We start from the raw sequence: 20,900 nt of genomic DNA, 5'->3' as shown, positions 1-20,900 counted from the left end.
GCTCAAATGACTTTCCTCTTGATGGATTGCAGTACCTCGCTCAAGGCGTCCAGGGGTACCGGCTTGATCAGCAAATGACGGATTCCGGCCGACTCGCAGTGGCTGCGCAGCGCCGGGGAGAGCTCACCGGTGATACCGATGATGGGGCCGCAATACCCCCGCTCGCGCAGGGTGCGGGCAAACGACAGACCGTCCATGTGTTCCATCTGCAAGTCGGTCAGCACGCCGTCGAAGGACAGCAGGTCGGTGCGTTTCAAGGCATCGACGGCGCTGGCGCAGGCCACCATCCGGTTGCCCAGGTAGCGGCCCTGCTGAAAGATCACCTGCAGCGACAGGGGGCTGTCGTCCACCGCCAGCAGCTTGAGGTCCAGGCTCGGGGCCAGGGCTTCGGGGGAGGCGAAGCACCGTTCGGCAACGATGCCGGACTGGGCCTGGGCCACGGCGTTGCGCAGGCTGTCGAGGCTGAAGGTGCGGGCCACCCAGCTGTCGCCGGCCTGGCGCTGCGGCGGGCCCATGCCGGGGGCGTGCATGAGCACCCGCGGGCCGCTCCAGGCCACTGGCCGCGAGGGGCCGAGAAAGGCTTCCACCAGCACCGCCTTGCGGGTCGGCGGGTCGCGTTCGGCCACATAGGGAATGGCCAGGGCGCCCCAGCGGCGCAACCAGTGGCAGAGGTTGAGATTCACTTCCTGGATATCCCCGCGCACATACACCGGGGTCACCCCCAGGCGCGGCAGGTCTGGCGCCGGGGCGGCGGTGCAGGGTTCCAGGGCCAGGCTGAAGCTGAAGCTGGAGCCCAGGCCCGGTTCGCTGATGGCGCTCAACTGGCCCTGCATCATCGTCGCCAGCCGTTGGCAGATGGCCAGGCCCAGGCCGGTGCCCGACGCCTTCTGGCCCAGCCAGCTGGGCACCCGGTAATAGGGTTCGAACAGGTTGGCCTGGAACTCCGGGGCGATCCCCGGGCCGCTGTCCACCACCTGAAAGCGCAGGCGGGGCGCCTGGCTCGGGCCCGCCTCGGCATGCAGGCGCAGCACCACATGGCCGGACTCGGTGAACTTGATGGCGTTGCTCACCAGGTTGTTGAGGATCTGGCGAATGCGTTCGCCGTCGCCCACCACTCGCTCGGCGACATTCGGGTCCAGGGTCACGTACAGGCGCAGGCCCTTGCTGCGGGCCCGGGCCGAGTAACTGAAGGCCACTTCTTCCACCAGCCGCACCGGGGAGAAGGGGGCGCTGGTGAGGCTCAGGCGGCCGGACTCGATCAGTGACATGTCGAGGGTGTCGTTGATGGTTCGCATCAGCGCCGAGGATGCTTGCTGGGTGGCTTCCAGGTAGTCGCCCTGCTGGGCGCTGAGGGCGGTGGTGCGGAGCATTTCCAGAGAGCCGAGGATGCCGTACATGGGCGTGCGGATCTCGTGGCTCAGGGTGCTGAGGAACAGGGTCTTCTCGTGGTTGGCCTGATCCGATAGCAGCTTGGCCTGCAGCAGCGACTGTTCGGCCACCTTGAAGTCGGTCACGTCGCTGATGCAGCACAGCACCGCCGCCACGCCGTTGTAGCCGGTGGGGGCACAGGTCAGCTGGATGAAGGTGCCGTCGTCCAGGGCATGTTCGATGGCATGCACCCGGGCAGGCGGCTCGTCGAGGATGCGCTCGCGCAGGCCGGGCACCGAGGCCAGCCAGCGGCGCCCGGATTCATTGCACAGGATCAGCCGGCCGTTGTCGCGCCGCATCAGGCACAGGCCCACCGGCGCCACCTCGATGAAGCGCCGGTTGAGGGACACGCTGTCTGCCAGGGCGCTGTAGTGGCGCACTGCGGGTTCCACCAGGCGCAGGCGGATGTAGCGCGCGCCGAGAAAGACCACCGCGAACAGAAGCAGGGTCACCAGCAGGGTGGTGTACAGCGGGCCACGGCTGTCGCGCAGCAGTTGGCTGACCGGTGCGTAGTACACCAGGCGCCAGCCGGCGTTGCCCACGGATTTATTGAGCACGATGTAGTCGGGCAGCCCGCCCAGGCGGTGCAGGCCGAAGGAGTCCTCGTCGGCCTGCAGGCGCGACAGGCTGCCGGGCACTTGCCAGTTGGCGCTGTGCAGCACCAGTGCGCCGTCGGCGTCATACAGCAGGTATTTGCCCTGGTGCAGGCCCAGGGGGTCCAGGGCCAGGTCGATCTCGGTGAGCTCCAGGCCCAGCCAGCCCTCGCTGGCGTGATGCTCGTCCACCGGGCGCAACAGGTACACCTGCTTGTTGCCATCGATGCCGGCCCAGTACCACAGGGTCCGGGCCTCGGGGTGTCGGGCCAGCAGGTCCTGTACCGCACGCTGGTCGAGCTGGCGCAGCCAGGGCGCGTCCACGGCCTTGCTGGGGGGCTGGCCGGTGCCGGTGGCCGCTGGCTCGTAGAGAGTGCTGACCAGGCCCTGTTCCGGCACCAGGTACAGCAGCTGGCTGTGGGTGCTGTCCACTTCCACCAGGTCGCGGGCAGTCAGCACCAGGGCCCAGCGCCGGGAGGGAGTACTGCCGAAGGGCAGTACCCGCAGTTGCTCGTTACTTGCCAGAAAGTTGCGTGCCGTTGAACTAAGGCGCTCATCGCTAGTGCGCACGGCCGAAGAAGAAATGGCCTTCAACAGGCTTTCCCGTTGATTGAAGAATTGTTGTGCGTTAAATGCCGCTGCGTTCATTTGCCGGCGGTAGTTGGAGAGGGTTTCATTAAGTGACCAGTGGACCACGAAACCGGCAATGATCAGGATGCAGGACAGCAGGCTGTACATGAAAAGGCGCAGCAGGACCACCGGGATATAGGCCCCGGAGAAGTGGCTGGTAAACGCAGGGAAGTGGGCTTGTGTATGCATCGGCCCATAGTAAGGAGAACTATCTATATCCCTCTTCAGAATATTCTTAATGCCAGGGGCTTTAAGAAGATTCTCATTTTTTAGTTCACCTATTGACTTCAGGCTTTCGACCCTCTTGTGCTCTAACGCAAAGGTTTGAAAGTTATGGTTCTGGTTAAGAAAACGATAAGCCTCGCCGTTAGCTCCGCGCTGTCGTTGATGACGCTTGTTACTCAGTCTGCAACCGCTGCTGATTATGAAAAAATCGATTTGTCCTCGCCCGAAGGTGAATCCCTGACCCTGGATGAGGCGTCTGTCGATTACACCGGCCGTGGGCCGGCGGTGCGGGTCAGCGGCGCTCAGAACCAGTTGCAGGGCCAGGGCTACGATATCCGGGCCACGGCGGACAGCCCCAACAGCGCGGTGGTGGGCGTGCAGGTGGACGCCGGCGGCAAGGCCGAACTGAGCGGCGTGACCATCAGCACCGGCGGCTCGGATTTCGCCACCGGGGCCCAGGCCACCGGCGCCGGCAGCCAGTTGACCCTGAACGATGTGCAGATCACCACCAGCGGCAACCAGAGCCGCGGCGTGGTGGCCAGCGCTGGTGGCCAGGTGCAGGTGGCCGGTGGCTCCATCACCACCTCGGGCAACCAGGCCGATGTCTTGTCCGCCTCCGGCATGGGCTCCAGCATCCTGGCCTCGGACCTGACCCTGACCGCCACTTCGACCGGCTCGGTCAATGCGGTCCGCGCCGCCGATGGTGCGGCCATCGAACTGCAGCGCGTCAGCATCCAGTCCAGCGGCTTCATTGGCGCGGTGGCCGTGGAAGGGGTCGGCTCCTCCCTCAGCGCCGACGGCGTCGACATCACCGCCGAGAATGGCCGTGGCATCGGTGTGACCAGCGCCGCCCTGACCTTTCGCAACGGCAGCATCAATGCCAAGGGCGACGGCATCACCTTGAGCAGCCTGTACCAGAAACCGGGTGGCACGGCGGTGGTCAGCCACAGCCGGATCACCTCGCAGAATGGCAACGGTATCAACGTCAACGCCGACCAGGCCGCGGCCGATCTGGACAGCGTGCAGGTCACCGCCCTGGGCGACTATGGCGTGGCGATCTGGATGCCGGGCAGCAACACCCGGGTGGACGTCAAGGACAGCATTCTGCAAACCCGTGGCCAGAGTGCGGTGGCCATCGACAACCGTGGCGGCGTGTTCACCATGGACGGTGGTTCCATCAGCACCCTTGGCGACAACTCCCATGCCCTGTACGCCTCGCCGGACACCACAAACAGCCCCGGTGCGGTGTTCAACGTCAGCCGCGTGCTGATCGAAACCAGCGGCCGGGGCTCCGTGGGGGCGCTGGCCCGCATGGCGGGGGCGAGCATCAGCCTGAGCAACAGCAGCATCGTCACCCACGGCGACCTGGGCTATGGCCTGTTCGCCTCGGGCCGCGGTGCCAGCGTGGAGCTGCAGGACAGCGACGTGCAGACCGCCGGCGAGCAGGCTCACGGCCTGGCCATCAGCAACAACGCCACGACCCGCTTCCAGGGCTCGACCGTGGTCACCAACGGCAGCAACGCCCATGGCATCGTCAGTTTCGCCACTGGCGCCGGGGTGGTGAACGATGTGGAGGTCACGTCCAGCCATATCCAGGCTGAAGACGGCGCCGGCATCCTGGTCAACGGCGGAGGCCTGACCACGCGCTTTACCGACAGTAGCCTGGTGGGCCGCAGCGGTGGCGAGCAGGGCACCGCGCTGTGGATCACCGACCGCGCCAGCGGGGTGCTGGCCGGTGCGGTGCAACTGGACGCCGTGCGCTCGAACCTGTTCGGTGATGTGCTGGTGGACGGTGGCAGCCTGCAACTGTCCCTGGCCGACCACTCCAGCCTGGACGGGGCGATCAAGGGCGGCAGCCGTGATACCCAACTGAGCCTGGACGACAGCAGTGTCTGGACCCTGCGCGGCGACTCCCAGCTCACCCACCTGGCCAACAACGGCGTGGTGGAGTTCGCCGATCCCGGCCTGGCGGGGGCCTTCAAGCAGTTGCAGGTCAGTGGCGACCTCGAGGGTGACGGCCACTACATCATGAACACCGACCTGGGCCTGCAGCAGGGTGACCGGTTGATCATCGGCGGCCAGGTCACCGGCAACAACGACATTCTGGTGCGCAACTCCGGCAGCGAACCGGGGGCCGAGGGCCAGAGCCTGACCCTGGTGCAAAGCGCCGGCGGCCCGGGTTCGTTCAGCCTGGCCAACCGCGGTGGGGTAGTGGATGCCGGGACCTATCGCTACGGTCTTGCGGCCGATGCCCAGGGCAACTGGAACCTGGTGAACGTCGGCCGTACCCAGCCGGCGCCGGGGCCGGACAACCTTTCCACCGGCGCCAGCGCGGCGGTCAACAGCAGCGCCATTGCCACCTTGCGGGCCACCTGGGATGCCGAGCGGGCAACCCTGGTACAGCGCCTCGGCGACCTGCGCCAGGGGGCCGATCGCCAGGGTCTGTGGATCCGTGGTTTCGGCCAGCAGCAATCCCTGGACAACGGCGTTGGCCGGACGTTTTCCCAACAGGTACAGGGCACGCAACTGGGCATGGACACCCGGCTCGACACCGCCGGTGGCACCCTGGTGCTTGGCGCGCTGGCCGGCTACAGCCAGACCGATCGCAACTTCAAGGGCGAGGGCAGCGGCAAGCTCGACAGCTACCACCTGGGCGGCTATGCCACCTACCTGGATGACTCGGGCTGGTATACCGATACATTGCTGACCCTGAACCGCTGGTCCACCCGCCTGGATGTATGGGGCACCGACGGCGCCAAGGTCTCCGGGCATTCACGCAGCAAGGGCGCGGGCCTGTCGGTGGAAGCCGGCAAGCAGATCGATCTGGGCAACCGCTGGTTCGTCGAGCCCCAGGCGCAGGTTTCCATGCTCTATGCCCGCTCCGACAACTACCGCCTGGACAACGGCTTGCAGGTGCAGCCCGGCGATGGGCTGTCGACCCAGATTCGCACCGGTGCCCGGGCCGGGCGTAACCTGCAGCTGCAAGATGGCACACGCTTGCAGCCCTATCTCAAGGCTGGCTGGGTCGAGGATCTGTCGGCGCAGAACAAGGTCCGCACCAACGGCATCGCCAGCCGTCCCGATGGCAACGGCGGTGGCTGGTATGCCGGGGTTGGCGTGACCGGTGAGCTGAGCCGCCAGCATCAGGTGTATGCCGAGGTCGAGACCAGCGAAGGCTCGAACATCGACCGGCCCTGGGCCGCCAACCTCGGTTACCGCTTCACGTTCTGAGGGGCACTGGCGCTCGCCGCGAGCGTCTGGCGCACCCCTTGGGCATAGGACGTCTTGGCGATCGGCCCGATCAGAGCTTGCAGGGCCGAGTCGTCGAGGATCAGCGGCGAGCTGATCAGGTAATGCATCTCCACCATCTCGCGCAGCAGCGGGTCGAACAGCCCCAGCAGGCGCAGCAGGGGCTTGCCGATCACCCGCTGCTTGAAACGGGTACCGCCGTGCTGCCGGATCAGCTCCAGCAGCTCGCGCTGGCTGGTGACCCCGGCGCCGCCCAGGTGCCAGGTCTTGCCGAAGGCTTCGGGCTGCTGGATCAAGCGGCAGACCACCGGCCCCACGTCGGGAACGAAGACAAACTCATGGGGCCGGTCCAGGGGGCCTACCAGGTTCGCCGTGCCGCCCTGGACCGCGGCCTGGAACGCGCCGTGCAGCAGGCTTTTATCGACCCCGGGCCCGTAGAAGTCCGGCAGGCGCAGCACCGTGGCCTGGATCTTGCCGTCGGCATGGGCCTTCCATAGCAGGTCTTCCTGGGCCTTGCGCATGCGGCCCTTGAAGCTGTTGGGCTGGCGCGGATGCTGCTCCGCCACCGGGTTGCTGCGAGCCATGCCGTAGGGATAGACGGTGCCGATCAGCAGGATCCGGCGCACCCCGGCGGCGATGGCGCCGTCCAGGGTCTGGCGCATCAGTTGCGGGTGCAGTTCGAAGCGCCAATAGTCCACCCCTACCAGATAGATCAAGGTGTCGATGCCGGCTGCGGCAGCCTCGACCGAGGCGGGCTGGTCGGGGTCCCAGGTGACCGGCTCGGCCAACGGGTCGGCGCCATAGGCCTTTAGCAGGCTGCTCTGGCTGCGGCCCACCACGCGGTAGGGCTGGCCCTGGCTGCGCAGGGTCCGGGCAATGCTCTGGCCAATGGCGCCGACGGCGCCGAACAAGGCTACTTGGGGCATGACGGGGTTCCTCGTGGATGAACAGAGCTTGCAGAGTGCGAGTTCCTCGGCTAAATGGAAATTGCCCAGACTTCGATGGTTTCTATAAAAAAATGCATAGCCCCACGGATACTCCCCCCCACTGGGACTGGTACCGCACCTTTCTCGCAGTGCTGGACAGTGGCTCCCTGTCTGCCGCCGGCCGTGCCATGGGTTTGACCCAGCCCACGGTGGGCCGGCATATCGACCAGTTGGAAGCGGCCCTGGGCCTGAAGCTGTTCACCCGTTCCTTCGACGGATTCGCCGCCACCGAAGCGGCGCTGGAGCTCAAGCCCTACCTGCTGCAGCTGGCGGCGGGGGAGGCGGCCTTGCGCCGGGTGGCCAGCAGCCATGGCGCCGGGGTGCAGGGCAGTGTGCGGATCTCGGCCAGCGAAATCATCGGGGTGGAGGTGTTGCCGCCGATTCTCGCCACCTTGCGCCAGCAGCATCCGCAGTTGGTGGTGGAGCTGGTGCTGTCCAACCGTGCCGACGACCTGCTGCAACGCCAGGCCGATATTGCCGTGCGGATGTTCCGCCCGACCCAGGAAGCGCTGCTGGTGCGCCGGGTCGCCGACATCGAACTGGGCCTGCATGCCCACCGGGACTATCTGCAGCAGCAGGGCACGCCGCTCTCGCTGGAGCAGTTGGCCGGGCACGCCCTGATTGGCTTCGACCGTGAAACCGCGTTTATCCGCCGCCTGCAACAGCAGTACCCGATGCTGGCCCGGGGCGCCTTCGCCTGGCGCAGTGACAGTGACCTGGCGCAGTTGGCGGCATTGCGCGCGGGGTTTGGCATTGGTGCCTGCCAGGTACGCCTGGCCGAAGCTGATCCACGCCTGGTGCGGGTCCTGGCGGAGCAGTTCGCACCGAGCCTGGAAGCCTGGGTGGCGATGCATGAAGACCTGCGCAACAGCCCGCGCTGCGCGGTGACCTTCGCCGCGCTGGTGCAGGGGCTGGCGGCCTATGCCGGGGGCGATTGACCGCCAGGGTGTCGGCAAGGGTTGCCAGGTGGCCCCGGCAGCGGTTTATCATACGCTGTATGTTTAGGCCCCCAGGAGGCAACGCCCATGGCATTCGGCAAGGTATTCATCGCCACCTCGGTCGATGGTTTCATCGCCCGCAACGACGGTGCCATCGACTGGCTGCCCAGTGGCGAGTCCGGCGAGGACTACGGCTACGGCGCCTTCATGGCGTCGGTGGACGGAATTGTCATGGGCCGTGCTACCTACGACAGCGTGCTGGGTTTCACCCCCTGGCCTTTCGACAAGCCGGTGGTGGTGCTCAGCCGCACCCTCAGTACGCAGGACGTGCCGCAGCGCCTGGAGGGCAAAGTACGCATCAGCGCGCTGCAACCGGTGGAGCTGGTGGCGCAGTTGCGGGCCGAGGGCTGGAGAACCGCCTACATCGATGGCGGCACCCTGATTCAAGCCTTTCTCCAGGCCGGGCTGATCGATGAAATGACCCTGACCCGGGTGCCGGTGCTGCTGGGCACGGGCCGCCCCCTGTTCGGCGCACTGCCCCGGGACCTGCACCTGCGCTGCGTCGATTCCCGGTGGTATCCGGATGGGCTGGTGAGCACCCGCTACCGGGTGGAGCGGGGCGCCGTCCATGACTGACCGGCCCAAGCGCAGCGGCCGCCCTGCCGCAGGGCGTGAACTGAGCCTGGACCAGGTCCTCGACGTGGGCCTGGAGCTGCTGGAGGAGCTGGGGCCCCAGGGGTTCGGTGGCCGGGCCCTGGCGCGGCAGCTGGGGATTACCCCGATGTCGGTGGCCTACCACGTGGGCGACCAGCGCAACCTGATGCGCCTGCTGGTGGAGCGGGTGCACGCCGAGCCGCTGGCCGAGCCGGCAGCGCAGTGGCCACCCGAGGCAAGAATCCAGGCGCTGCTGGGGGAGTACATGGCCCGGGTCCGCCGCCATCCGGCGCTGACCCTGTGCGTCCTCGGTGACCCGCAGCTGTTCGGCGGCTCCCTGGCCACCTTCAGCCAGCGCTTGCGCGAGGAAGTACGGGCCTTCGATGCAGACCCGGCGCTGTTCGACCTGCTGGTGGACTACAGCCACGGCCACGCCCTGGCGCTGGCCCTGGCCGGGGAGGGCGCGCAGGCGCTGGAGGGCGCTTTCGAAGCGGGGCTGCGCCGCTTGCTGCGCTAAGCGGCTTTCTACAGGGCGCCGGCGAGCATCGCGGCAAAGCGCCGGGCTGGCCATTCCTTGCGGTCCGACACCTGGCCGTCGCCCACCTCCACGAGGCGCAGTACGCCGTCGGCCCGCAACACCACATCCACCGAGAAGAACCGACTGTCGATCAGTGCCGCGCATTCGTGCACCAGCGCCGGTACTTCACCGCTAGCACCGTAAGCCTGGCCGTTGAGGACGAAGTAGCGGCGCTCGGTGTCATCCTGGTAGTCCTCGCGACGCCTGACGCAGACACCACCTTCGATCTGGCCGCGATACTGGCGCATGCGTTCGATCAGTGGCGCGATATCCGCGGGGGTGTGCATCAGGCTACCGCTGCCGGTGTTCAGCGATTTGACGTAGTCCTTGATGAAATACCCCGGCCAGTGGAGGTCCGCCAGGGCCTGGGTGAAGTTGGCGTCGGCCGCCAGCACCCGGGTTTCGCAAGTGAAGCGGGCCAGCCGCGGATACCACTGGGGCAAGTGATGGCAGTCCCGGTAGTCGGCAACGCTGGTGAAGGCAACGGCGCCCAGGCGTTGCAGATGCTCCACCAGTTCGCGGTAGCCTTCGGGCGTCAGCATCCAGCCGCGGTACAGCACCGGGGTGCCTCCTTCGAGGGCTGGCCGCGCCCGGAAATTGCCGCTCTCGAAATCCTCGAAGGAAAATAGCGAAGCGCTCAGGCCGGCGGCCAGAATCGCCTGGTATTCGTCGAGGTACTGCTCGTCCGGGCGCTTCGGGTCGAAGGGGTCGCTGGGGTAGAGAAGGTGCATGGCGAATCCTGCCGGTGAGGGTTTGCCCGGGCCCATGGGCGCCGGTGAAGTGAGATGGCGGCCGATGATAACGGGATTTTCCAGGGCAATCCTCTCGGCCCGGGCGTTCATTACATCCCTGCACCTTTGTTCACAGAAAATCACCGACCCACGACAGATTCCAACACCGCTGCTGGGGATACTGGCGCCTGCTCCGCCGGAGCGCCAAGGACCGACGTGACTGGAGAACCCCATGCGTAGACTGTTGACCGCCGTGCTGATCTCGACCCTGGGGGCGGCCTCTCTGGTTCGTGCCGATGGACCAGCGCCATTTTCCAAGGTGTTCGAGGATATTTCGGCCGACCAGCCCGGCTGCGCCGCCGGGGTGATGCGCGGCGGCAAAGTGATCTGGAGCGCAGGCTATGGCGCCGCCGACCTGACCACCGGAGCGGCGATCCAGGCCGATACCCTGTTCAACCTGGCGTCGGTGTCCAAGCAGTTCACCGGCTTTGCCATCCTCCAACTGCAAGCCCAGGGGCGCCTGAGCCTGGAGGACCCGGTGCGGCGCTTTCTGCCGGAGCTGCCGGCCTATGCCCAGGGCATCAGGATCCGTCACCTGTTGCACCACACCTCAGGGCTGCAGGACTACATGCTGCTGGCCGAACTGGCGGGGATTCCCCTGAGCCAGCGCTTTACCCAGCAACAGGCCCTGGACCTGCTGGTGCGCCAGAACAGCCTGATGTTCCCGCCCGGCAGCGAATTCAGCTACAGCAACAGCGGCTACGTCCTGCTGTCGAGCATCGTCGAGCGAGCCAGCGGCCTGTCGCTGAAACACTACTCCCGGGCGAACATCTTTTTGCCCCTGGGCATGGATCACTCAAGCATCGTCGATCAGTACCCGGTGCTGTTGCCGAACCTGGCCCGGGGCTATGAACCGGGCGGGCAGGGCAAGGCCCAGGTGGCGGTGGATGCGCGCTGGGAGCAGACCGGCGACGGCCAGGTGCACAGCAATGTGGCGGACCTGATGCGGTGGTTGCGCAACCTGTCCACCGGGCGGGTCGGGGGCAAGGCGCTGGTGGAGAACATGCGCCAGACCGAGCCCCTGAACGACGGTGATCCCGGCTATTACGGCATGGGCCTTGCCAACCGCAGCTACCGCGGGCTGCAAGAGCTGTCCCACAGCGGCGGCTGGGCCGGTTTCAACACCGACGTGGCCTGGTACCCCAAGCTCGATGTGGCCACGGTGGTGCTGTGCAACAGCGATGACGGCCGTGCCTCGGAGCGCGGCCGCCAGTTGCTCGATACCCTGCTGGGCTCGCCGGCGCCGTCCGGGGAAGCGGACATTCCGCCGCCACCCCCGAGCATCCGGGCGCTGCCCAAGGCCTCGCTGAAAACGCTGGTGGCCGGCACCTACCTGAACGATGGCGGCCATCAGTTGCAGCTGCGGCGCAGCGGCAAGGGTTGGAGCCTGGAAACCTTCCCCGACGTCCTGCCGCTGACCCGGCAGAGCGATGAGGTGCTGGTGGCGGACAACGACGGCACCCCGATCTACCTCGCGGCGGCCCCGGGAGGGCGGATCGCGCTCAACAACCCGGCCTCGACCTATGCCCTGGCCCCGCCCTGGAAGCCCGATGATATCCGCCCCTACGTCGGCCTCTATACCCTGCAAACCAGCCCCGGACAGCTCAAGGTCCATGCCCGGCAAGGCAAGCTTTATGTACGCATCGGCCTGTACACCTACCCGATGCAGCCCCTGACCGCTGAGCGTTTCAGCGCCGGGGAACTGGGGGTGCTCAGCTTTGCCGAGCAAGGCGCGGTGCTGACCAGCAGCGTGGCGCGCCACTTGAGGTTTCGCAAGGTGGCGCAGTAGTGTTCCGGCCTCAATTCTGGACCCCTCAAACCCGCCGGCTACGGCCCAGCAACCACAACAGGTAGAAACCTCCCAGCAGGCCGGTCATCAGGCCGATGGGCAGGTTGGCGTGGAACGCCAGGCGCTGGCTCAGCAGGTCTGCGGCCAGGAGCAATACCGCGCCCATCAGCGCGCCCGACCCCAGCGGCACGTCGGCGCTGCGGGTCAGGCGCCGGGTCAGTTGCGGGCCGGCCAGGGCGATAAAGGCGATGGGCCCGGCAGCGGCGGTGGCGATGGCAGTGAGGCCGACGGCGGCCAGGACCATGATCAATCGGGTGCGTTCCACCGCGACCCCCAGTTGGCTGGCGGTGGCGTCGCCCATTTCCAGCAGGTTGATGCGCCGGGCGTGGTACAGGGCGATCGGGGCGATCAGCAGCAGGCCCAGGGCCGCCGGCAGTACATGGGACCAGGTGCGGGTGTTCAGCGAGCCGGCCAGCCACAGTTGGGCGAACATCGCCTGGTCGAGGTTGCCGCTGACCAGCAGGATGCTGTTCAGGCCGGACAGGCTGGCGCCCACGCCGATGCCCACCAGCACCAGGCGATAACCCCCGCTGCTGTGGCCGTTTCGCGCCAGCAGCAACACCAGCAGGGCGGTGCCCAGGCCGGCCGCCACTGCCGCCAGGGACGTGGCCAGGGGGCCGGCATCGAACAGCATGATCTGCACGATGGCGCCACTGGCGGCGCCGGTGGTGAAGCCGATCACGTCCGGCGAGCCCAGGGCATTGCGCGAGATCGACTGGAAGATCGCCCCGGCCATGCCCAGTGCCGCGCCCACCAGGGTCGCGGTCAGGGCCCGGGGCAGGCGCACGCGTTGCAGCACCCGCTGGGCGGTGGGGTCCTGGCCCTGGCCCAGCAGGTTGGCCAGTACCTGTTCCGGGCCCAGTGACAGGCTGCCGGTACCCAGCAGCAGCGCCCAGAGCAGCAGCATCGCCACCAGCAGCACGGCGCAGACCAGGGCCGTGCGCGGTTGCCAGCGCAGCGAGAGCGAGCCCAGGCGCAGGGCCTTGAGCCCCTTCACAGGCGGCTCAGGCGAAAGCGCCTGACCAGTACGATGAAGCACGGCCCACCCAGCAGCAGGGTGATGATGCCGGCGGCGATTTCTTCCGGCGCTGCCACCACCCGGCCGAGCACGTCCGCCCCCAGCAGCAGGCCGGCGGCCAGCAGCGCCGAGTAGGGCAGGATCCAGCGGTAGTCGGTGCCCACCAGCATCCGCGCCAGATGGGGCGCCACCAGCCCGACAAAACCGATCGGCCCGGCCACGGCGGTGGCGGCACCGGCCAGCAGCATCACCGCCAGGCAGGCCAGTAGCCAGGTCAGGCGCAGGTTCACTCCCAGGGCGCGCCCCAGGTCCTGGCCCAGGGCCAGGGCGTTGAGCTGGGCGGCGATCCCCAGGGCCAGGGCCAGGCCCAGCGCGATGGCCAGGGCCGGAACCTGCAGCAGGGCGAAGCCGCTGCCGGACAGCGAGCCCGCGGCCCAGTGGCGAAAGTGATCGAAGACCTCGGGTGGGCTGTTGAGCACGATGATCCCGGTCAGTGAAGTCAGCATCACTGACAGTCCGGCGCCGGCCAGCACCAGGCGCACCGGGTTGGTCCCGGTCTCATGGGCCTGCCCCAGCAGGAACACCACCACTCCCGCCAGCCCGGCGCCGCCGAACGCCAGCCACAGGTACTCGGCCAGGCTGGTCAAGTGCAGCAGCGCCACGCCGCCGATCACCGCCACGGCGGCGCCGGCATTGATGCCCAACAGGCCCGGTTCGGCCAGCGGGTTGCGAGTCACCGCCTGCATCACCGCGCCGGCCACCCCCAGGGCGAGGCCGGCCAGCAGGGCGATCAGGGTCCGGGGCAGGCGCAGTTCACGCAGGATCAGGTGCTGGTCGTTGTGCAGGTCGGGTGCCTGCAACGCCTGCCAGGTCACGCTCAGGGGGATCGCCCGGGAGCCGATGGCCAGGCTCAGCAGGGCCAGCACCAGCAACAGCGCCAGCCCGGCCAGCAGGCCCCAGGTGCGGTGGTGAGGGCGCGACAGCGGTCGGGCCAGGGGCTGGGCAACGAGGTTCATGGCTTAGCGAAAGTGCGCGGCGACGGCATCGATCATCTGCCGTCCCGAGTAATAGTCGATGCGAAACGAACTCGGGCCCAGGGCATACACCCGCCGGTTGATCACCGCTGGCAGGTTGGCCAGCACCGGGTCGGCGAGGAACGCCTGCACGTCGCCGTCGGTGGCGCTGAGCAGGAACACGCTGTCACCGGTGATCGCCGCCGGCAGGTTTTCCCGGGAGATGAACTGGAAGTCCGACGCCCGGGTGACCTTGCCCGCCAGCGCCTCGGGCAGCTCCGCGACCTTGAAGCCAAGAGCGCCGAGCAGCCGGGCCTGGGGGCTGTTCAGGCGGCCGATGGAATAGCTGCCGGCAATGTTGTAGCCCACCACGCTCACCGGCCCCGGGGGCGGGGTGATGCGGGCGGCGGTTTGCGCGGTGTACTGGTCGAAGCGCTGGATCGCCGCCCGGGCCTGTTGCTCCAGGCCGGTGCGCTGGCCCAGGGCGGTGGCGATGTCTTGCCAGCTCTGGTTCGAGTAGTCCACCACCAGGGTCTCCAGGCCCTGGGCCTGCAGCTCGCTGCGGTGGGCGACCACGCTGTCGGCGCCGGTGGCGGACACCACCAGCAGGTCCGGGTCAGCGGCGATCACCGCTTCGATATCGAATTGCAGGTTGCGGTACAGCACCGCTACGCCGCGCTGCCTGGCCACTTCTGCCCACTGGGAAAAGAACCCGCGCTCATCGGTGAGGCGGCTGGGGGTGGTGGCGGCGCTGGCCACCAGCGGCGCATCCATGGCCAGCAGGATCCCGGTGACGCTGGGGCTGGTGGAGACGATGCGGGTGGGGGTGGTGCTTGCCCCGAGGGCCAGCTGGCAACTCAGGGCCAGGACCGCTGCACTGAGCAGCCGGGCGCAAAGGCGTGGGTTCATCATCGATCCATCGGACGGTAAAGGGTGGGGCGCAGGGGCCTGAACAGCAGAACCATATGATAATGCTTCTCATGCAATGCGTTCCATATTGTAGAATCCATTCCGCAATTGCAATACTGCAAGCGCTTGTCTCCCAAGGAAAACCCCGCCATGACTCACCGTTTGCACGCCGATGCCGTGACCTTGCGCCACGACGCGCGAATCATTTCCCAGGGCCTGTCCCTGAGCATTCCCGACGGCTCGTTCACGGTCATTGTCGGGCCCAACGCCTGTGGCAAATCCACCTTGCTGGCGGCGTTGTCCCGGCTACTGGCACCGGCTGAAGGGCGGGTGGTGCTCGATGGCAAGGACATCCGCCAACTGCCGGCCCGGGAAGTGGCCCGGCGCCTGGGCCTGCTGCCGCAAAGCGCCATGGCGCCGGATGGCATCAGCGTCGCCGAACTGGTGGCGCGCGGGCGCTATCCGCACCAGTCGTTGCTGCGCCAGTGGTCGAAGGAGGATGAGCAGGCGGTGCGCGGGGCGATGGCCGCGACCCGGGTCGAGGCGCTGGCCGAACGCTTGCTGGACGAGTTGTCCGGCGGCCAGCGCCAGCGGGTGTGGATCGCCATGGTGCTGGCCCAGGAAACGCCGATCCTGCTGCTGGACGAGCCCACCACCTACCTGGATATCGTCCATCAGATCGAGCTGCTGGAGCTTTTGGCCGAGCTCAACCGCCAGGGCCGGACCATCGTCGCGGTGCTGCATGACTTGAACCAGGCTTGCCGCTATGCCAGCCACCTGATCGCCCTGCGCGACGGCGCCATCGTCGCCCAGGGCGCGCCGGCGGCGATCTTCACCGAGGCCCTGGTGGAGCAGGTGTTCGGCCTGGCCTCGGTGATCATCCGCGACCCGGTCAGCGGCACGCCGTTGATGGTGCCCAAGGGCCGAATCGACCCGGCCTGAAGCCACGGCTCAGGGGCGCGCCGGCAACGCTTCCTGGGGCACGCGCTGGCCACCGGTGGCCTGATTGACCTGGGCCGCTTCATGGAACAGCGCATCGCGGTCTTGCGGGGCCTGCAATTGCCCCAGGTCAGTGACCGTGGTCATCACGCAGACGATCTCCTGCTGGGCGTCGAATACCGGCGCGGCCTGCCCGGTGACGTTGGACAGCAGGTGGCTGGTGAGTTCGGCCCAATGCCGGCGTCGTACCTCGTCGAGCACCGCGGCACTGGGCGGGGTGCCGCGAAAATGCGCCGGCTGCTGCTTGCGCGCCGCGTCGATCACGGCCTTGGGCAGAAAGGCCTGGAACACCAGGCCGCAGGCGGTGTTGTCGATGGGCAGGATGTCCCCCAGGGCCAGGGGGTTGATGGAGAAATAGGCGCTGCGGTACCAGCGCACCAGAGTCGGCCCGCGGTCGGTCCAGATCGCCACGCCCCCGCTGGCGGCATGCCGCTGGGCCAGGGCTTTCATGCGCTGGGCGGCGATGTCCACCGCATCGATGCGCTTGAGCGCGCCAATGCCGATGCTCAGGGCCGCCGGGCCCAGGTCGTACAGGCCACTGAGCGGGTCCTGCTTGGCCAGCCCTTCCTTGACCAGGCTTTGCAGGTAGCGGTGGGCGGTGGAGCCACCCGTGCCGGTGCGCCGGGCCACTTCCCCCAGGGCCAGCTCGCCCTCGGCATTGGCCAGGGTGTTGAGAAAACGCGCGGCGATCGACACCGACTGGATCACCCCGGAACGTTTTTCCGGCGGTGCATCCAGGGTCTCGTCCAACGGGGGCTGCGAACTGTTCAACGGCTGGGTCTCCTCACCAATGTCTGGCCGCGTGGGGTACGCAGGCTACGGCCTGCGCGGCGCTGGCGCTAGCGGCGGCCATGATACCGGTTCCACCGCCTGCCTGGGACGGGGGAATGCGCCCGGGCCAAAAGTGTAGATCATTCCAATTTGCAGAACGTATTCCGTATTGAGGAATATCATGGCAGCGTGATAGCCTAATCGTGAAAGAGGATCATTCTCATTTGGAAGGAAGTTTTGATGGCCCTTACGCACCGCACATTCAGTCACGGTATTGGCGTTCTCACCTTGTCCACCCTGCTGGCGAGCCCGCCGCTGATGGCCGAGGACAGCAGGCAGCCGGACAAGCCGGGGAAAGGCAGCCTGGCCCTGGAATCGCTGGTGGTCACCGGTGAGAAACTCGACCGCGAGCTGAAGGACACCGCCTCCTCGGTGTCGATCATCACCGACCGCGATATCGACCAGAACAAGACCGGCGATGCGTCGGTGTCGGAGGTCATCAACGGCAGCCCCAACGTGATCTACACCGATTCGGTGGGCGCGCCGATCATCCGCGGCCAGGACACCCAGGGCCCGAACAACGGGCAGAACGTGTTCTGGGGCGGTACGGTGCCGCGGGCCACCATCAACCTGGACGGCCACTACCTGAACTACAACGAGATGTTCTTCGGCGCGACCTCGGTCTGGGACCTGGACAGCATCGAGGTGTTCCGCGGCCCGCAGACCACCTCCCAGGGCGCCAACGCGATTGCCGGGGCGATCATCGTCAACACCAAGAACCCGACCTTCACCCCCGAGGCGGCCTACCAGGCAGAGATCGGCAGCTACCACTCGCGGCGCAGTTCGGTGGCGGTGTCCGGGCCCCTGGCCCAGGACTTTGCCGGGCGCCTGGCAGTGGACTATTCGGCCCGCGACACCTTCATCGACTACGACAACCCGAAGTTCCAGGGCGGCAAGACCGACCAGGATTTTCGCAACCTCAATGCCCGGGCCAAGCTGCTGTGGTTGCCCACCGACATTCCAGGGCTGGAAAGCCAGTTCACCTTCGCCCACAACGACAGCAACCGCCCGACCCAGGAAGCCGCCTCGGCGCCGTTCCACAAGCTGGAGCACAGCTCCACCACCATGCCGTCCTGGGAACAGGACACCAACACCAGCATCCTCGACGTCTCCTATGAGCTGGGTAATGGCCTCAAGCTGTTCAACCAGGCGCAGTATTCGCTGTCGTCGGTGCACCGGGTGACTGGGGCGGCGGGCGAGGGCGATGCCGACATCCACCAGAAGAACGCCTCCAACGAGTCGCGCCTGACCTTCGGTGAGAAAGAGGACCTGCTCAGTGGCATGGGCGGGATCTACTACGCCCGCACCCGCACCGACGAAACCCTCAACCTGCGGGGCCGTTCGGCCTTCGACGACACCAAGACCAACCTGGGGATCTTCGGCGAGCTCAACTACCGGCTCACCGACCTGTGGACCCTGAGCACCGGCCTGCGCTACCAGCAGGACCACATCGAGCGCACGGGCAACTCGGTGCTGGCTCCCGGCGCGCTGAACTACGACAAGACCTTCTCCACCGTGCTGCCCAAGGTTTCCCTGGCCTACGCCGCCACCCCGCACTGGACCGTCGGTGGCCTGGTCAGCCGGGGCTACAACCCGGGCGGTGTGTCGCTGAACCTGACGACCCGGCAATGGGCCTATTTCAAGGAAGAGTCGATCTGGAACTATGAGCTGTTCAGCCGCGCGAGCTTTCTCGACGACCGCCTGCTGATCAACACCAACCTGTTCTACATGGATTTCAAGGACGCCCAGTACAACATCCCGGTGGTGATTTCCCCGGGGGTGGCACAGTCCTACACCATCAACGCCGAGAAGGCCCACGCCTATGGCCTGGAGCTGGATCTGGACTATCGCCTGCTGGACAACCTGCGGCTCAAGGCCAGCGCCGGCACCTTGCGCACCCGCATCGACAAGATTTCCAGCAACGCCGACTACGCCCACAACGAGTTTGCCCGCTCGCCGGGCTACACCCTGAGCGTCGGCCCCAGCTGGGACATCACCGAGCGCCTGAACCTCAATGCCCAGGTGCGCTACCTGGACGGCTACTACTCGGATACCGCCAACACCTCGGCCTATTCGATCAAGCCCTACACCCTGACCGATGCGCGCATGAGCTACCGCTTCAACGACCAGGTGCAGCTCTATGGCTACGTCAAGAACGTCTTCGACGACCGCTCGCCCACCTACATGCAGCAGAACCGCGGCATCGGCGGCATCGAGGCCAGCATGACCCAGCCACGGACCCTGGGCATCGGCGTCAAAGGGGCGTTCTGAGGCCCCGGGAACCCGTCGCCGGCCGCCCCCCGAGGCGCTGCCGGCGTTCATTCGTACACAGGAGATTGGCAACAGATGAGTAACCGCAAACGCCTGCATATCGGCATGTCCCTGGCCCCCACCTGGCTCAGTGGCGATGCCTGGCGCCAGCCCGACAGCAATATCGAAGGCATCTACAGCGCCGACTTCGCCGTGGACATCGCCAAGCGTTCCGAGGCCGCGCACCTGGATTTCGTGTTCCGCCCCGACGTCAGTTGCCTGAACATGGACGGCCTGGAAAGCGGCTCGGGTTTCGCCAGCCTCGATCCCACGGTGCTGCTGGCGTGCATCGCCCGGGAGACGTCCCGCATCGGCCTGGTGTCCACCGTTTCCACCACCTTCTTCCCGCCCTATGTGGTGGCGCGCCAGTTGCAGTCGCTGCATTGGGTGAGCAACGGCCGCGCCGGCTGGAACATCGTCACCGCCTTGCAGGGCCACGAGAACTTCGGCCTGGAGGCCATGCCCGGTGCGGATGAGCGCTATGCCCGGGCGGCAGAGTTCACCCGCCTGGTGCACGACCTGTGGGCCAGCTACCCCAACCAGGCGCTGCTACTGGACCGGGAGAACGGCCGTTACGCCGACCGCAGCCAGGTGCACCCGGTGGACCATGCCGGCGAGCACTTCCGGGTGCGCGGCCCGCTCAACCTGCCGGCGTTCGGCAAGGCACGGATTCCCCTGGTCCAGGCCGGCGCCTCGGACACCGGTCGCGACTTTGCCGCCTCGGTGGCCGACCTGGTGTTCGCCCCGACCCCGGACAAGGATGCGGCCCTGGAACTGCGTCGCGACCTCTCGCAACGGGCCCGGCGCCACGGCCGCCGCCCCGAGGACATCCGCCTGCTGCCGGGCCTGAGCCTGTACCTGGCGCCGACCCGGGAACAGGCCCGCGAGCTGTTCATGCAAACCCACGGGCGCCCGGACAACGCGCGCAAGTTCGCCTCGATCCAGCAGATGATCGGCCTCGATTTAAGCGACTGGCCCCTGGACCGCCCGGTGAGCGCCGCCGACCTGCCGGCCCCGGTGCACAACCCCGGCAGCCGTACCCACACCAACCTGCTGCGGCGGTTGATCGAGCGCGAAACCCTGCGCCTGGACGAACTGCTGCTGCGCCCGGAAGTGATTTCCGCGGCCCACTGGCAAGTGATAGGCACCGCCGAAGATGCATTTGCACAGATCGTGGAATGGGCCGAGGCCGGCGCCATGGACGGCTTTATCGCCGCGCCGGGGGGCTCGATTCGTTCGATGCACATTTTCCTGGAACAGGTGATACCGATGCTGGTGGAGGCGGGGCTGTTTCGCGAGCGCTATAGCGGCACGACCTTTATCGAACACCTGCAAGAGCAGGATTGACCCGGGGCCTGCGAGAAATCTCCGGCCTTGGGGGGGCGGGCGCTATGGTTGTTTCTACACAACGTGCGCCCGGATCATGCCGGGCGATCCTAACCCCGCAGTCAATAAAAGGAATGCAACATGAAAGTCAGTGCACGCAACGTGTTCAAAGGCCGGGTCAGCCAGGTGGAAGAGGGTTCGGTCAACGCCGAGGTGGTGCTGTCCCTGGAGGGCGGCGAGCAACTGGTGGCGGTGGTGACCCTGCAAAGCCTGCGTAGCCTGGGCATTGCCCCGGGCACCGAGGCCCTGGCCCTGGTCAAGGCACCCTGGGTGATGCTCATGACCGATGCCGAGGGCATCCGCCTGTCCGCTCGCAACTGCCTGCAGGGCAAGGTGATCAGCGTCACCGATGGTGCGGTCAACGCCGAAGTGGTGCTGGAGCTCAGCGGCGGCAGCCAGGTGTATTCCATCGTCACCCGCGATGCGGTGACCGAACTGGGCCTGGCCCCGGGCGTCAGCGCCACGGCGGTGATCAAGGCGTCCCACATCATCCTGGGCGTGCCGGCCTGATACC

General features: G+C 67.0%; 16 protein-coding genes. 9 read left to right on the top strand and 7 right to left on the bottom strand.

The annotated features are described in order from the left end of the window. Positions 1-2 precede the first annotated feature (2 nt). Positions 3-2,840, bottom strand: a complete 2,838-nt coding sequence (locus tag AC07R1_RS07930; RefSeq protein WP_495110388.1) for a hybrid sensor histidine kinase/response regulator — start codon at positions 2,838-2,840, stop codon at positions 3-5. A 249-nt stretch (positions 2,841-3,089) separates the two neighbouring features. Here AC07R1_RS07930 and AC07R1_RS07925 point away from each other — a divergent pair, with 249 nt between their 5' ends. Beyond that, a complete protein-coding gene (locus AC07R1_RS07925) occupies positions 3,090-6,107 on the top strand; it encodes an autotransporter outer membrane beta-barrel domain-containing protein (RefSeq protein ID WP_495110387.1) in 3,018 nt (1,005 codons plus the stop codon). Here the strand turns inward: AC07R1_RS07925 and AC07R1_RS07920 are convergent. Beyond that, positions 6,089-7,051: an SDR family oxidoreductase gene (locus AC07R1_RS07920; protein ID WP_258610914.1), complete on the bottom strand. Its 963-nt coding sequence runs from the start codon at positions 7,049-7,051 to the stop codon at positions 6,089-6,091. The two genes, AC07R1_RS07925 and AC07R1_RS07920, sit on opposite strands and share 19 nt — an antisense overlap. 92 nt (positions 7,052-7,143) lie before the next feature. On the opposite strand from AC07R1_RS07920, the gene AC07R1_RS07915 reads away from it, so the two are divergent. The 3 genes from AC07R1_RS07915 (at position 7,144) to AC07R1_RS07905 (ending at position 9,220) form a co-directional block, all read left to right on the top strand. Further along, positions 7,144-8,049 (top strand): LysR family transcriptional regulator, encoded by a 906-nt coding sequence (locus tag AC07R1_RS07915; protein WP_011061908.1) that lies wholly within the window; start codon positions 7,144-7,146, stop codon positions 8,047-8,049. Between the two features lie 87 nt (positions 8,050-8,136). Then, the gene (locus AC07R1_RS07910; RefSeq protein ID WP_495110386.1) at positions 8,137-8,685 is read left to right on the top strand and encodes a dihydrofolate reductase family protein; all 549 of its coding nucleotides are present in this window, start codon (positions 8,137-8,139) and stop codon (positions 8,683-8,685) included. Further along, positions 8,678-9,220: a TetR/AcrR family transcriptional regulator gene (locus AC07R1_RS07905; RefSeq protein ID WP_015636058.1), complete on the top strand. Its 543-nt coding sequence runs from the start codon at positions 8,678-8,680 to the stop codon at positions 9,218-9,220. The genes AC07R1_RS07910 and AC07R1_RS07905 overlap by 8 nt, the downstream gene beginning before the upstream one ends. 8 nt (positions 9,221-9,228) lie before the next feature. Here AC07R1_RS07905 and AC07R1_RS07900 read toward each other — a convergent pair whose 3' ends face one another. Next, positions 9,229-10,011, bottom strand: a complete 783-nt coding sequence (locus AC07R1_RS07900) for an ATP-grasp domain-containing protein (protein WP_495110385.1) — start codon at positions 10,009-10,011, stop codon at positions 9,229-9,231. Between the two features lie 232 nt (positions 10,012-10,243). On the opposite strand from AC07R1_RS07900, the gene AC07R1_RS07895 reads away from it, so the two are divergent. Continuing rightward, positions 10,244-11,860, top strand: a complete 1,617-nt coding sequence (locus AC07R1_RS07895; RefSeq protein WP_495110384.1) for a serine hydrolase domain-containing protein — start codon at positions 10,244-10,246, stop codon at positions 11,858-11,860. A gap of 25 nt (positions 11,861-11,885) precedes the next feature. On the opposite strand, the gene AC07R1_RS07890 is transcribed toward AC07R1_RS07895, so the two are convergent. The 3 genes from AC07R1_RS07890 to fepB are packed head-to-tail and all read right to left on the bottom strand — an operon-like array spanning position 11,886 to position 14,863. Further along, positions 11,886-12,917 carry a FecCD family ABC transporter permease gene (locus AC07R1_RS07890; RefSeq protein ID WP_495110383.1) on the bottom strand — a complete coding sequence of 344 codons (1,032 nt, stop codon included), beginning with the start codon at positions 12,915-12,917 and terminating at the stop codon, positions 11,886-11,888. Continuing rightward, positions 12,914-13,954 (bottom strand): FecCD family ABC transporter permease, encoded by a 1,041-nt coding sequence (locus AC07R1_RS07885; RefSeq protein ID WP_011061901.1) that lies wholly within the window; start codon positions 13,952-13,954, stop codon positions 12,914-12,916. The genes AC07R1_RS07890 and AC07R1_RS07885 overlap by 4 nt, the downstream gene beginning before the upstream one ends. Before the next feature lie 3 nt (positions 13,955-13,957). Next, positions 13,958-14,863 carry a Fe2+-enterobactin ABC transporter substrate-binding protein gene (gene fepB, locus AC07R1_RS07880; protein WP_011061900.1) on the bottom strand — a complete coding sequence of 302 codons (906 nt, stop codon included), beginning with the start codon at positions 14,861-14,863 and terminating at the stop codon, positions 13,958-13,960. A 147-nt stretch (positions 14,864-15,010) separates the two neighbouring features. Between fepB and AC07R1_RS07875 the strand changes: the two genes are divergently transcribed. Beyond that, positions 15,011-15,802, top strand: a complete 792-nt coding sequence (locus AC07R1_RS07875; protein WP_011061899.1) for an ABC transporter ATP-binding protein — start codon at positions 15,011-15,013, stop codon at positions 15,800-15,802. Between the two features lie 9 nt (positions 15,803-15,811). On the opposite strand, the gene AC07R1_RS07870 is transcribed toward AC07R1_RS07875, so the two are convergent. After that, positions 15,812-16,597 carry an IclR family transcriptional regulator gene (locus AC07R1_RS07870; RefSeq protein ID WP_169893601.1) on the bottom strand — a complete coding sequence of 262 codons (786 nt, stop codon included), beginning with the start codon at positions 16,595-16,597 and terminating at the stop codon, positions 15,812-15,814. A 270-nt stretch (positions 16,598-16,867) separates the two neighbouring features. Here AC07R1_RS07870 and AC07R1_RS07865 point away from each other — a divergent pair, with 270 nt between their 5' ends. The 3 genes from AC07R1_RS07865 to AC07R1_RS07855 all read left to right on the top strand — a co-directional run bounded on the left by AC07R1_RS07865 (position 16,868) and on the right by AC07R1_RS07855 (position 20,896). Further along, the gene (locus AC07R1_RS07865; protein ID WP_026020119.1) at positions 16,868-18,961 is read left to right on the top strand and encodes a TonB-dependent receptor; all 2,094 of its coding nucleotides are present in this window, start codon (positions 16,868-16,870) and stop codon (positions 18,959-18,961) included. Between the two features lie 75 nt (positions 18,962-19,036). Then, positions 19,037-20,347 carry an NtaA/DmoA family FMN-dependent monooxygenase gene (locus AC07R1_RS07860; RefSeq protein WP_093403948.1) on the top strand — a complete coding sequence of 437 codons (1,311 nt, stop codon included), beginning with the start codon at positions 19,037-19,039 and terminating at the stop codon, positions 20,345-20,347. Between the two features lie 120 nt (positions 20,348-20,467). Beyond that, complete coding sequence (locus AC07R1_RS07855) at positions 20,468-20,896, top strand: TOBE domain-containing protein (protein ID WP_015636050.1); 429 nt, start codon at positions 20,468-20,470, stop codon at positions 20,894-20,896. Positions 20,897-20,900: the final 4 nt, after the last annotated feature.

Source organism: Pseudomonas sp. GW821-FHT07F01 (assembly GCF_059418825.1).
Note: the sequence above shows the minus strand (reverse complement) of the source record. Positions and strands in the feature narration are given on the sequence as shown.